A 15,179-nucleotide genomic window follows, 5' to 3' on the forward strand; every position below is an offset into this window, starting at 1 on the left:
TCACAAGTCACACAAACCCATATCATAAATAAGAATGAAAATACAGCATAAAAAACGTTTTATACCTATTTTGTTACTTGCCGCACTGGTTGCCACATGCACGCTTGCCGGCTGCAAAAAGAAAGACATGTCGCTCAAGCCGAACCAGCCACGCAACATTCGGGGAGTCATCAGCTACAAACGTTCTTTCGGCGATTTGAACGAGAAGCACCTCAATGTGGCTCAAGCACTCGGCATACCGCCGATTTCTTCGCGCGAAGAAGCGGAAAGGATAAAAGGGAAACTGCAACTCATCACCACGAATGAGCTGTATGCTGTGGATTCACTGACGCACTCCCTTCCTTATCTCATTCCGGAAGCGGCAAGTTTGTTGGACACTATCGGCAGTAACTTTCTCGACTCTTTGGCCTCCAAAGGGTTAAACCCGAATAAGATAGTAGTAACATCCGTACTTCGCACGAAAGAGGACGTCAAACGCTTGCGCCGCCGCAATGGCAATGCCTCCGAAAACTCCGCCCATTTCTACGGCACCACGTTCGATGTCAGCTGGAAGCGTTTCCAAAAAGTGGAGGATGAAGACGGACGTCCCTTGCAGGATGTCAGTCCGGATACTTTGAAGCTGGTACTGTCCGAGGTGTTGAGAGACTTAAAACAGGCGGAGAAGTGTTATGTCAAATATGAGTTGAAGCAAGGGTGTTTTCACATCACCGCCAGACAGTGAGCATAAGGAAACAATCCGTTTATTTTACAAAAAGAGTTTTTTAGCACAAGGGGAGAAGAAGCGTTACTAAAAAGCTCTCCATTTTTACTAAAAATTGAGCCGATTTTTAGTAAAAATCCATCGGGAAATTAGTAAAAATCGGAGCTGTTTTTAGCAAGAACATAGCAGGCTGATTATCAACGGTTTAAAAGAAGCGTTTTATTGAAAGGAATTCAGCAAGCTACAAGTTATAAATATTTACAGGTTATTCCACACTTCCGGTAGACATGCAGTCACATCGCCAATCAGTCTATATCAACGAGAGAGACAAAACTTGTATCGTCTGCATCCGGTGCTGCCATGTCTTCGGGCACGGAACCGGTATAATGGATTGATTATCCAACAGTACATGTAATATCAGCAATCCGAATCCCGCTTCGCTTTCCAACAGATTTATAGTCTGTCTCCAACTTCTCTATGTTTTCTTTGTTAAGCTCCATATCCGGCAGTTGACTCAACTACAAAAGTTTTGTCCTTCTCAAATAAGACAGTCCTCTTTTGAACCAGAGTTCAATATAATTTTAGCACATTTTAAGTTGCCGTCATTTATGTAACTCACATCAACAAAATTACCGGTAGCCAAGTACGCCGATATAGCATATATTAGAAACTAACAGGCTAAAACTCCCCGAGTATCTTTGCCTCTCATAATATGTTGAGAAATCATCTACCATATATGGACAACTCAATAGATACCACAACCAGAGTCCTTTTAAACTCCAAATGCTTTTTGCTTTTTAAGACTCTAAATAACAGGTTAACAATATAAATTAGTAGATTTGTTTTTTATAAGAAATAACATCTTAGCAGAACCCCAAAGAAATACAGGTGTGATAAGGAAGACTATCTTAATGTGTAATATTTTAGCTGAGCGCCCTATGAAAAATATCAATAAAAATATCTTCGTGCCATTGTGTATTTTGCTGTCTTGTTCATTTTATGGAATGGCACAAAACATCAAATCTTTTGATTTTAAAGGAAATCTTTTCTATAATACAATTACTTCTATTGAACAAGACACATTAGGGTTTATGTGGTTAGGGTTGGATAACGGTGTCTTTCTTTTTGATGGTTATTCTCTTCAGCCATTAACCCATTCAATGATAAGCGATCATTATGTTAATTTCTTAAGCCACAGAAAGACGACATTGTATATAGGAACTAATGAAGGACTTTATGCCTACGACTATATAAATAACCAATGTGAACTTTGTTCGCCGTTATTGGAGTCCCAGAATATCATAGCTTATCAGTATAACGGCGATTATCAAATCGTTGCTACAGACAGAGAAATTTTCCTCTTTAATTATAACTGGAAATTCATCCGCAAAATAACCATATATAAAGAATCACTGAATAATCATATTACTTCTATGGTGATTTATGGAAATCAAAAAATCTTATTAGGCACAGAATCCGGACTGGTAATCATTCATATTGGTAATGACGGCAAAACGAAAATCGACACTTTATATAGTGGAGATAAAATTGTTCAATTATTTATTGATAGCCGTAAGAAACTATGGATATGCCGTGGTGAAGAAATATTATATAGCAACATAGATGCTTTGGATTCTGTGGGAGTATCAGGATTTAATCATATCGCCTATAATCACGAAGTTATCTCCTTCTTTGAATACGCGAACCAAGTGTGGGTAGGAACCAGAGGATATGGTATTTCCATATACGAATATGACCATAGCGGAAAGGTAACCTTAAAAAATAAATTATTAATAGATAAATCAGGAGATAACGAGCTGAAAAACACTATCAATAAAATCTATAAAGACAAGAAATCCAGAATCTGGATATGTACATTAGAGGGGGTATACTTATACAATGATGAATCCTCTAATTTTCATGTCATCAAGTATAGCAAAGACAGAAAGGATGTTCCCTCCAGCAATATTATTTCTTCCATATACTGTGATGCCAATTACTTATGGTTAGCCACATCCAATGGAATTAATAAAATTAAATGGAACAATAAGAATGACTACACTATTACGCAATATGTTGACCGAAGAAATACAAATGATATAATTGCAGGTAATAAAATCCAGTGCATCACCAAAATAAAAGAGCAAAAATTTCTGATTAGCACGAAAAACGCCATCAAATTCTTTGATTCGGGAAGATGCCTTTTTTACGACGACCAATCACTGAATGCTGCTTTAGAACAATATGGAATGCGATATGTACGTTCCATATTCAAGGACTATTACAATAATATCTGGCTTGCATTCTCCGAAGGCGGAGTTGGCTGCATTAATGCTTCAACCGGCAAATTCACCAGATTAGGCTATCCTGAGAAGGTGAAAGGCAAGCACAGAGCCATTTGCAGGGATAGTAATGGAGACATTTGGCTTTCATCCGACAATGACGGATTATATCGTCTGCAAGTAGATGATGATTTGAAAGTTGTAAGTACAAAGTTATATCATAGAAATATGTTTGGTGGTTCATGGATAACGGCTATATACATAGACCATCAAAAAAGAATATGGGCCGGAACGGCAAACGGATTATATAGATACAACATTGAGCAAGATAAGTTTACAAGATTAGAATTCCCATATTCAAGAAAAAGTTCCTATATTGGATCCATTATACAGGATAACATGGAAAACATATGGGCGGTTAGTTTACATGGTATTTATAAGATCAATATAGAAGATTTGATTGTTTATTATGAATTGAATGTAAATCAAAATATCATAAAGACTTGGTATATTTTAGGAACATGCGTCAACCGCAATGGAGTAATATTTATAGGAGGAGTAAATGGACTCAACTTTTTTAATCCTACTCAATTGACACCAGACACCTATCCGCATAATGTCTATATATCCAGTATAAAGATTCTGAATAAAGATAACTTTTCCGATGAAAAGCAAAACCCCTTACACGAGATTAATAATTCCGGTAAGTTGGCATTATCGTATAAAGACACTCAATTTTCCATGTCTTTCAGTTCTCTCTATTATAAAGATCCGACAAAGATAGAGTATGCCTATATGTTAGAGGGCTTCGATAAAGATTGGATTATTACAGATGCATCAAGAAATAGTGCTTCTTATTCTAATTTAACTCCCGGCACATACATTTTTAAAGTAAAATCAACTAATGCTTCAGGAATTTGGATGGACAATATACGGACTGTTGAAATCGTTGTGGGAAAGGCTCCATGGAGAACCTGGTGGGCCTACTCCATATATGTTACCGTAGTTGTAGGCATCTTACTATTAGTTGTCCGAAACTTTAATTTAGGTTCAAGATTGAAGCATAAGGATGCTTTATCTAAGTGGAAATTGGATTATTACACCCGTTTGTCATATGGCTTTAAAGTACCATTAACCCTGATTTATGCACCTTTACAATATTTACTGAAAAACTATGACCAGTTGACAATTTCAGATATTAAGCACATGCTACATATAATGTCAGGCAATGTATTCAAATTATCGGAACAAGTATCGAAGTTGATGGAGTTCAAAAAAGTATCTTTGGGAGAATATGACGTACAGCTATCAGAAGTGGATGCTATTCCTGTTATCCAAGGAATTTATGATTTATTTATAGATGAATTTGCCACTAAACATATAACTCACTCAATAGAAGGGAACGTGACTTCTGTTACAACTATCATAGACATAACCAAGATAGAAGTAGCTCTCTATAATATCATGGAAGATGCTATCTCTTATATAACAGATGACGGTAGAATTGAAGTGAAATATATGCTTGACTCACATGATTACAAACTGAACGTAAGTATCATTGCATCGCGAAATGGAGAAGGCGAATCTAATATAAAAGAGTTAAACACTCGTTTTCTAATTGCATATGATTATCTGAAAGTGCATCATAGTGAATTATCCATACGCAATATTGAAGGCAGCCGGATGAGAGAATATACTTTCGGCTTACTATTAGGAGGCTCACATTATAGTGCAAGAGAAATGAAAACATTGGATAGAGCGCAATCTGTATCGCTGCTATTACCTGTAACTATTCAAAAAGACAGGACTGTAGATGAATTGAGTCTTGATTCGGATAAAAATCTGCCAATGATTTACCTGTACGAGGGAGACAAAGATATAGACCTTTTCATAAAGTCTGTTTTCCAAGATAAATTTAACGTATCGCTAAAGACAGCTTCCACCGACATAAAGCACATGCTCGACAGAGTCCCCTCTTTAGTTATTTTTGATGTTGTGAAAGAGGACGACTATAAATTTGAGTTATGCCGCAAAATGAAAGAATACCAGATACTATCAGCAATACCCGTCATTTTCATTTCATCGATCCTTTCTGAAATAACAGAACAGAAAGCATATGAAGCGGGGGCTGATATGTTTATTGTAAAACCCTTCAATGTAGCCAGTCTGGATGTAAGAATAAAACAGTTACTTGATGTACGTACGGCAATCAAAGAGAACATTCGAAAAGAGCTGATTATAGACCCTAAAGAAGTACTTATTACATCAGATGATGACAAATTCGTTGCCAATATCATCAACGTTATAGAAGACAACATGGCAGATGTTGAGTTTAACATTGATAAATTGGCCGGTTTGCTAAATATAAGTCGTTCTACCTTATATAGAAGAGCTATAGAAATTACAAATTTGTCGCCAAGTGATTTGATCAGGAAAAGACGCATGCGACGAGCGGCAGAGTTGTTGAAACAGACTTCTTATCCCGTCTCAGAAATATGTTACATGGTTGGATATTCAGATCAACGCTATTTCGGACAGAGCTTTAAGAAAGAGTTTGGTTTAACTCCGAAACAATATTCTCTGCAAAAAAAGATATAGGAATAGAATTGCTTTTGGGCAAAGTTTACAGATACACTAATTGCCTCAGCAAGGTAAGCATATGGATATTCATTATGAAACATCTAGGGATTAATGTTTTCTAAAAAAATCATTTATTATATACCAGGCTTTTTTACGATATCCTTGATCTGAGATTAACCCTTTCCGGTTCCAACCATTTTGATTGAGTGGATGAAAACGATAAGGAGAACGAAAATCAAATAAAATCCAAGGGGCTATACCTGCCAAGTTAGGAATAGAAACAAACATTTCTAAATTATCCTTATAAAGCTGTTCCTGATATTCTTCACTCCATGAACTCGCTACCGTAGCATCTCCATGCCGGCCATATAATGCCTCTCCACCAAATTCGGAAATAAAAAGCGGTTTATCGGGACAGATATTCCAGCTAATTTCAGACGGTTTTAGTGGCCAAGGATGATACCATCCCATGTATTTATTGATAGATATAACATCCAAATATTCCGTAAGTGTATCCTCCAACTCAAATGTGCTGGTATCATTATTCCACTTCACCTTATCAAAAGCAGCAGTAAGAAGCCTGGTGGTATCCATCTTTTGACAATTATTTATAATTTCTCTCAGAAAACTGTCGCGCGGTTTGGATGGGCTTGTTTCATTAGCAATCCCCCAAAAAGTTAAAGCACATCTGTTCCTATCTCTCATTACCATTTCAGAATGCATGGCCAATGCCTTCCGCAAAGTTGCTTTACTATTGAAATCTATATTTTGCCAAAGTGGTATTTCTTCCCAAAGCATGAAACCCATTTTTTCGGCCAGTCTTACGATATACTCATTTTGAGGATAATGTGCCAGCCGTATCAGATTAGCTCCCAATGTCTTCGCTTCGGACAGCAGAGCTACCGCATCTTGTTGAGAGAAAGCCCTGCCTTGCCTTTGGGCTATTTCTTCATGAAAGTTGATACCTTTCATAAAGACAGGATTACCGTTCAGGTAAATATGTTTCCCTTTGACATAAAGATTCCTAAATCCAATCTCCTCCTCAATAGTATCGTTACGGGTAGCCAACTGGACCAAATACAAATGAGGTGTTTGCGGTGACCAGCGCTGCAACCGTTTAACTTTCATGGAGGTTTGAGCCATACCTGTACTATCTGTACTCAACTGCCAGAATACATTCAAAGCGGGAATAGCAATTCGGATATTTTCATTTACACGCTTTTCAGAAAGCTGTACTTTGACATGAATCAAATCCGGTTTATATTTGTCTAATTGTATAAAATAATGGTCAATATAAACTTGAGGAGTTTTCACAATCATAACATCTCGAGTAATGCCACCATAGTTCCACCAGTCATAGAGCAAAGCCGGTATTGCATCTTTATTTCTACTGTTATCAACCTCCAATACAAGAAAATTATTCCCAGAAACAATATGGTCTGTTATATTTATCTGAAAAGGAGTGAATCCTCCTTCATGTGCACCTATTTTTGTGCCATTCAGATATACAGTACTTCGGTAATTTACTGCTCCGAAATATAGAAATATATTTTCGTCAGAACTCCTTTGTACGCTGAAATACTTTGCATACCACACAGTTCCTTCATAGTATTTTAATTCCGGACATTGAGAATTCCAGTCACCCGGCACATTAAGGCGCAGTCCTCCCTCAAAAGCATATTCTTTGAAATCGAATTTGCCTTTTAGAGGCTTATCTTTATAGATAGAATCTTTATGCCCATGCAGATAAGGGTCTATGATTACATCCCATTTCCCGTTCAATAGGGAATATTTCCGGCCATATACGTTTGTCATAGCAAATTGGGCACGTACAATCTGTGCCTGATTGCAGCAAAACCATAATAGCAAAAATAAACAAGCCAATCTCTTTTTCATGGTAGTTGTTAAGTGTTGTTTATGAATAATTAGATTGCCCCAACCGTTCTACCCATATTCTTATACAATTGACCGAAATACTTATTGCAACAGTTTCTTATATCTGAGCAATGCTTCTACATAATAATAATCAGCATATGTAAGTGGGACATCAACTTCACTGTTTCGAGGTCTATTTCCCACTGAATGTTTAAGAATAAATCCACCATTCGTCCGAGGAGCCGCCAGATACTCATCTGACGAGAGCGTTCTTAGCTGTTGACCAGCTACAGATTGAAACTCCTTAGAAAGTTTATCGTCATTGACACATTGACTCAACTCTAACAGAGCAGATGCTATGATAGCTCCGGCAGAAGCATCCCTCGGTTCGTCCGGAATATTGGGCGCATCAAAATCCCAATAAGGAATCTTATCTTCCGGAAGATTTGGGTGATGCAGGATAAACTTTGCAATGTTAGTGGCTTGCAGGAGATATTTTCCGTTCCGGGTTTCTCTATACATCATCGTATAGCCATATAATCCCCATGCTTGTCCACGTGCCCATGCTGAAGCACTTGAATATCCCTGATGGGTATCCATTTTGAGTGCTTTATTGGCTATGGTATCATAATCTACTACATGACATGAACTATAATCCGGACGAAAATGATTTATCATAGTTACTGTAGCATGGCTATTTGCAATTTTATCAAACAATGAGTCCTGTGATAGTTTATACGCATTTTCCAATAGTTCCAAATTCATTAAATTGTCAATAATTACAGGATACATCCATTTAGGCTTATTATCCCACGAACGAATAACTCCTAAATTTTCGTTATAGCGTGTAGCCAATGACCGAGCACTTTGTAACAAGACTTTCTTATAATTTTCATCCCCGGTTATTCTGTAACCGTTTCCAAAACTACAGTTCATCATAAAACCTAAATCATGCGTATCTAAAGCATATTGTTCCTTTTCAATACGCATCGTATAGTTTTCTGCATACTTCTTCAGCGTTTCATTCCCGGTAGCTTCATAAAGCATCCATAAAGTTCCAGGAAAGAAACCGCTACACCACCAATGCGTATCTGATGTCACAAGAGTTCCATCTTTCTCTGTGGTCTTTGGAAGCCTTTCGGGCTGTTCCATTAGACTTGCAGCCATGAATTCAGACTGTTCAATACTACGTTTTAATCCTTTTTCTATTATAGTACTCATCACATCATTATTATTACTACATGATGGCAAGAGGAGTACCATTACTAATTTTACCAAAAGCAATGTCTTTTTCATACTGTTTTATTTTTAGTTATTTTTCCAATCAGTTAACGGCATTATTTCTTTGCGGGAATCAAAATTTCCCTCCGGTATGAGTTTAACCTGTAATACTTCTGTCGCATTGGGATGTAGTTCAGTTTCAAACCCAACGAATGTTACCCCCGGGTTTTCTGCATCCCAACTATTAGGTGATGTTGCATTCCAAATCTTCATTCTGATCTTTACCGGAGATTCCACTTCCAATAACAATTTTTCCCCATTCTGGGAAAGTTGTATCGTATGTTCGCCTATAATATCAGGTTGGGCTTCTGTCACCATATTCCAACGAATGACTGTGGGCCGTCCCAGTGTCTTTATTTCATCCCTAACAACTGCGTAGTGCGAATCAACGATGGCTACTCCTCTTTTTACTTCCTTTGCTTGACCTTCATATATCTGCGTAAGATCTGCAATAGCATACATGAAATTTTCATTGTCCTGAAAGTCTGTAATCGCTGCATAACCATTCACATTTTGATATTTGTTGTCAAAAGAGAGTGTATTATGAGCCAGATTATTGTATCTAAAGATCTTCCACCTATCAGATTCCTGACTCTTATTCCATAAATCAAGGCCTTTTGATTCTAATGAGTTGTAATCCTGAGGGCCTAAATCCATGCCCCAACGAGTGTTCTTACTAATAAAGATAAAAGAACCGGCATCCAAATGTGTGTGTCCAGATTGTGCTGTCCCTCCTTTGAACGCAATGGATAATCCATGTTGATAATCCCACGTAGTCCGCATAAGGGCAACAGGAGTAGTTGTTTTGCTTGATACCCATATTCTTTGAGTGGGTCTAGGCAGAATATCCATAGGAGTAGAAGCACCCCATATCAGACCCAATATGGCATATCGATAAGACATAAGCCTCTTTCTGGAAGACAGACTAAACTGATATTTCTCACTCCAAAGAATATCTTTATCAGAAGTCCTATTAGCAAACCAGAACATAGCAGGACTTACGCGACCAGATGATGAACAATCTCCATAGTTGAAGGATTTACCATCAGAAAGCAACATGTTCTGGATAAATTTACCGGTATTTAAGAAACCCGGTTCTTGAGAAAGATTATAATCAGTTCCCATAACCTTTTCCAAGGCATCAATTAAAAGGAGGTTGTAAGTCGTCCCATACCCCCAGTAGGAATAGCCCTCGGCATACGCACCATCAGGAGCATAGACGGACATAGGTAGTTTAACAGATTGAACAGCCCGGTTGATTAACTTATCAGCGAAGGTTGGAATTTTATCATAAATAGCCAAAGCTCCAAGTGTTATTCCACCATTACATACCTGATTCCAATTATTGTTCCGATAGAGCCAGCTATTATAGCGGCTATCCAACGATGGATTCAACCCTTTCATTTCTATAGCTTTCTCTATTTTAATTTTAGTCCGATCACTGATAAAATTGTAAAGCCAGTCATATCCGATAGCCATAGCCGCAGTCATTTCGGCTACATCCAGAAAGTGAGACGGATTCCAATCAACAAAGCCTGCGGCATTATCTAATTCACTTTCCGCCTGTCGGGCATATTTCGCTTCACCGCTCATTCTGTAAGCATATCCTAAAATCAATGTTCTACGCAGAATTTCACGAGACACTTCAAGCAATCTTCTGCCCTGAACAGTTCTTTGACAATTGGGCTTACCCAGAAGATTATCAGCCTCTTCCATCATGAAAGCATGATATTCTTTCCACATTCCATCTGTTTGCACGGCAGAACAAATGACAGCCTCATCTTCTGTTGTCATTATTAAATAGGGATGTTCCCTTGCTTTAACTTTCTTGCTATCCCCTTCTTGAGCCGATATACAAGCAGAGTAGAACATTGCTAAAAATATAAATAGCATATTCTTCATTTTCTTCTCACTTTAAAATAATGCTCCAATAGGTCCTTGAGTCGTGGAAGCTGTTGCCGATTTAGAAGAGGCCGAATAATGAAATGTGAATGTTTTTCCTGATTCAATACCTTCTACTCCGTCTTCATCTACATAAAATGGAAGATCTGCCCATTTGACCATATTACTTCCCATATTCTCAAAGAATTTATCAATATATTCCATTGGCAAAGCTGGTGGATAATCAAAAACCAGCACTTCCGAGAAATTGTCCTTAAAAGTCAGTTTACCTTGCTCTATCAGCTGATAGCCATCATCGGATAAGGCAGTACGCTTCTGATTCCGTGGGTATTTTGCAAACAACCCTTCCATTTCTTCAGAGAAAAAGAGGTTGTTGTTACAAATACTCATATCTATATCTTTAGCACGTTCATCTTTCTTTGGTATTGAAATTTGCCAAAACACATTACTCTTGTTACTCGATTTCCACCCTACATTAGCAAAAATATTATTCTCAATTTCAACCTTGATGGCATAGTTTATTTGTATATGATGCCCGACATTATAGAAGGTAGTATGTTTAATTCCAAAATAGTTTGTGACTACATTATCAAATCGTACGATATGGGCAGTGTTATTATAAAGATAACAGTTATTGATTACAATGCTATCCTGCTCGTTTCCACGTGAATCAATTAATCTGCCGTTGGCCGGATCACTTGTGAGAGCTAAATTACGAACGGTAGAGTTATTCAGATAAATTTTATTATTGACATTGTCAGTACGAATGCAGAAATTTCTGCAATAATCAATAAAACAATTATCAAATTTCAATCTCACGTTTGATGCGTCAATACGAAACAGACGCTGCATGAGATTACCTGTTGCCGCATCCTTACCTATAATATAAATATTCTCAAAAGTGGCACTACCTGCCAAACGGATCATATCAGCATTTAGGGCTCCTTGTGCATCACAAATGGGCTGTATGACTGGCATTTTACCTGAACCTTTTTCCGCCTTAATCACAACATTATGTTTGAATACGTTCTTGCCTTCCATATAGTAAACTCCATCACGACGCAATATATATGTCGCATCTCCATTTTCATTAATAGCTTTTGTCAAAGCGTTGACCGACGTAATACCGTCGTCTGGTTCTACAATAATCATACTCCCCGGATTATCTGGAGAGATATCCAAATCATTGATATCGAGTATATCTTCATTCTCGCAGCCAATACACAAGAGTGGTAATGTAAGAAGCAATCTTATAGTTATAGAATATAGTTTCATGACTTTAGTATTTTAGTGGAACATTTTTTATTTAAAGATATCATATTTGAATCCGATATACGCTGCCGAACCATAGTATTCAACTCTGGACGGATAGTTCGTTATATCACGACGTTTACGATCGGAAGATTGCGTAAAATTAGACAAAGTTGCATACAGAGAGAATTGTCTGGTCAAACTATATTTCAACTGCATATCCCATTTTACGAATGGACGTGTAGATTCCACATCAGCTGCATCTTGGCGATGCTGTTCTGCAATCAACACTCCGTCTTGATAGTTGCAAGATATTCTGCCTGAAAATTTCTTGTAATCATATCCCAAGGAAATGTTGAATAGTAGGGAAGGCTGCTTTAACAATCGGTCTGTATATATAATGTCAGAGTTGATTGGAAGGAATGGCTTCTCAGTACCTCCGGGAGTAAAATCCGGATTTTTAATTCTTGACTTCAATGTTTCAAAATAATTCATTTTAGAATCCATAAGAGTAAGATTAGCCCCCAATACGACACCTCTCATAAAATTCTTCATTTTACGGAATTGCAGTTGCAAATCAAATTCCAGTCCCTTCAAGGTTGCATTATATGAACTATTTAAAGGATAGGTAATGCTACCACCTGTCAAGCTCATTGGCAATTCAAAATTAGCAGGATCTGTTACTGTACCATTCAACATATAGGCAGAGCGAGTATAAGTAAAGTTTTTAATGTCTTTGTAAAACCCGCTGATAGTAAACAATCCATAATCCGGCTGATAGAACGTCAATATAACATCATAATTTCGAGATAAAGCAGGTTTCAATTTAGTACGACTCCAGACTACTTCATTCACGTTGGGTTTTATGATTGTTCTCGGAGCAAGCAGATTATAATCCGGTCTTGACAGAGTTTCGGTATATGCCAACCTAATATCCATCCAATTTGTTGGCTTCACACGCAAATGGATTTGTGGCAGCCAATATTTATATCTGTCGGAATCATTACTTTTTTCATATTCAAAATCATGTTCCTTATCTTCATTGTCAGGAACATTAGAACCACTGTATGCATTATAATTTAAGTAAGAAAAATCGTAGCGTACGCCTGGTATAAATGTAACATACTTTCCAAAGTTTATTTCACCCATAATATACCCCGCCCAAAGACTCTCATTTCCATCATAGTCCTTCAATATTTTTGTAGTAAGGATATTACCATATACACCTTGATTAATATTATAGAAGTTTCTCATGGCACGATGATCTAGCGTAAAATTAATGTATAAGTCTTTATACTTATTATTTAAAAAGTCATGAGGCTTATAACTGGAGTCTAAGAAATCCGTAATACCTATATAAGAGTTCTTGAAAGATGATGGGGTTAATCCGGGCATATTCTCAAACACCGGGCCAGCTCCTTCAGACAAATCCATACGCCTATACCTACGCTCTGTTTCAAGACTTCTCTCTTTTTGGCGGAACTTTCCACCAATTTTAATGTAGCCATTGACTTTCTCGCCAAAACTAAAAGGTTTCTTCAAATCCAACCATGCACTGTATTCTGTTTCTTTGGCAAATTCTGTATTAAAAACGGCTTCATACAGATAATATTGCGTAAGATCATCTTCTTTGACGAATTTAGAATTGGCTATCAAATAAGGAGGCTGATAAGACAATGCATCTATATCAGCTATAAAAGGGGCATTCAACCGAAATTGCATTTGGTGGTCGTATGGAGTCCTTGTGCGCGAACTACTACGCCCTACTCCGAGATTCAAGGTTGCTCCCAAAACTTTGAAATCCCCTTGCAACATATTGGTAATATTAGCATTATGTGAATTACGGTCAGTTTGCTGAAATCTCAGCCGGGTTCCTTCTAAGTCATAACGTTTTTGACGTATATCACGATCTCTGTTCATTCTACTAAAGAGATTGGACATTTTGAGTTTAGAACCTTTTCCCAAGTCGAAATCCATATTCAGGTTTACGTTAAAACGTTGACGCTTTTCTAAATTCGATTCCAGGCTGACCCCTGTAATCCATGGTTTTGTGTAATCCAATCCAGGAGTAGGCGTATTGCCATTTACCTTATAAGCTGCATTAAATGTATCATTGCTCCGGTCTGTTTGATCAGCGCTTGCAGTAAATATGACACCAAATCTTTCGCTAAAAAATCGATTGCTTGCCATGACACCACCCTTATATCTCCCCATTCCATTTATTTGCGAATGGTAACCTGTTTCTCCAGTTATATTAAATTTAAAGTCCCTCGGAGCATCTTTCACTATTAGGTTTACTGTTCCTCCTAGCCCATCGGCATCCTTATCGGCTGTACTGGCTTTCAGCACTTCAGCCCCAGCAATCATGTCCGGTGAAATCATATTCAAGTCAGTACTCCGATCGGTACTACTCGTCGATGGTGCATTCATACCATTAATAGCTACCGAGTTATACTTAGGATCTAAACCGCGTATGATGATTTTTTGCCCCTCTCCTCCATCACGTTGAATCATTAAACCAGGAAGACGGCCAATAGCATCAGCAACATTTACATCCGGAAGTTCATGCAACTTTTCTTCAGATACAGCATTCATAATACCAGTTGCATTTAATTGACTTTTAATCGCCGCAGTCTGCCCCTTGGCTTGAGCACTGATAACTACTTCTTTCAACATATGGTTATCTGGGCGCATAACAAGATTCAGCGTCTTCACTTCATTAGATTTTAAATCTATATCAAATTCGCGCACTTGATATCCCATGAAAGAAAATAGGATTGTCTGTTTACCTTTAGGTATGAATAAGGTATATTGCCCATTGGCATCTGTTATTGTTCCTTTATTCGAGCCTTTTAACATGACGGTCGCACCTATTAAAAAGTGTTTAGTCTCACTATCTGTAACGACACCTGTAATTGTAGCATTCTGAGCCACTAAGTCAACTCCTACACATAGGAATAATAAAAAAATAAGCAATCTTGTCTTCATAAGCGTATAAAATTTAATGGTCATAGTACAAATTTAAAGATTCGTTAATTGAGAAATGTCGAGAATGAAAGCAATATATATCTATTGCCGTCCTTTTTGAGAGCAAAAGCACCTAAAAACAGGTCAAGAAATGTAGATTTTCTGGTCAAGGGTTATTTTAAAGCTTTCAAAACAACTTTCCCTATTATGTTTCACGCATTCTAAGATTTATCTAAGCCTTAGAATGCGTGAAACATAATAGGGAAAGAGGGCATTAATAATACCTTTCCGTTTTCTAATAAAAAATCCGATTAGTTTTAGCAGAAATACGACCCTTTGCT

The 15,179-nt window shown here is 37.5% G+C and carries 7 protein-coding genes; 2 read left to right on the forward strand and 5 right to left on the reverse strand.

All coding sequences use genetic code 11. The features are described 5' to 3' along the window. The first annotated feature begins 34 nt into the window (after nucleotides 1-34). Nucleotides 35-721 (forward strand): DUF5715 family protein, encoded by a 687-nt coding sequence (locus C3V43_RS13855; RefSeq protein ID WP_394336143.1) that lies wholly within the window; start codon nucleotides 35-37, stop codon nucleotides 719-721. Nucleotides 722-1,638: 917 nt separating this feature from the next. After that, nucleotides 1,639-5,580: a helix-turn-helix domain-containing protein gene (locus C3V43_RS13860; RefSeq protein WP_106070617.1), complete on the forward strand. Its 3,942-nt coding sequence runs from the start codon at nucleotides 1,639-1,641 to the stop codon at nucleotides 5,578-5,580. A 90-nt stretch (nucleotides 5,581-5,670) separates the two neighbouring features. Here the strand turns inward: C3V43_RS13860 and C3V43_RS13865 are convergent, their stop codons facing one another. The 5 genes from C3V43_RS13865 to C3V43_RS13885 form a co-directional block, all read right to left on the reverse strand. Beyond that, nucleotides 5,671-7,458, reverse strand: a complete 1,788-nt coding sequence (locus C3V43_RS13865; protein WP_106070257.1) for a glycoside hydrolase family 2 protein — start codon at nucleotides 7,456-7,458, stop codon at nucleotides 5,671-5,673. An 81-nt stretch (nucleotides 7,459-7,539) separates the two neighbouring features. Further along, nucleotides 7,540-8,733 (reverse strand): glycoside hydrolase family 88 protein, encoded by a 1,194-nt coding sequence (locus C3V43_RS13870; RefSeq protein ID WP_106070258.1) that lies wholly within the window; start codon nucleotides 8,731-8,733, stop codon nucleotides 7,540-7,542. 12 nt (nucleotides 8,734-8,745) lie between these two features. After that, the gene (locus C3V43_RS13875; RefSeq protein WP_106070259.1) at nucleotides 8,746-10,620 is read right to left on the reverse strand and encodes a heparinase II/III domain-containing protein; all 1,875 of its coding nucleotides are present in this window, start codon (nucleotides 10,618-10,620) and stop codon (nucleotides 8,746-8,748) included. A gap of 12 nt (nucleotides 10,621-10,632) precedes the next feature. Next, nucleotides 10,633-11,895: a DUF4957 domain-containing protein gene (locus C3V43_RS13880; RefSeq protein WP_106042441.1), complete on the reverse strand. Its 1,263-nt coding sequence runs from the start codon at nucleotides 11,893-11,895 to the stop codon at nucleotides 10,633-10,635. A 27-nt stretch (nucleotides 11,896-11,922) separates the two neighbouring features. Beyond that, a complete protein-coding gene (locus C3V43_RS13885) occupies nucleotides 11,923-14,859 on the reverse strand; it encodes a TonB-dependent receptor (RefSeq protein ID WP_106070618.1) in 2,937 nt (978 codons plus the stop codon). Nucleotides 14,860-15,179 lie beyond the last annotated feature (320 nt).

Origin of the sequence: Prevotella heparinolytica (genome assembly GCF_002998535.1) — a bacterium.
GTDB lineage: Bacteria > Bacteroidota > Bacteroidia > Bacteroidales > Bacteroidaceae > Bacteroides > Bacteroides heparinolyticus.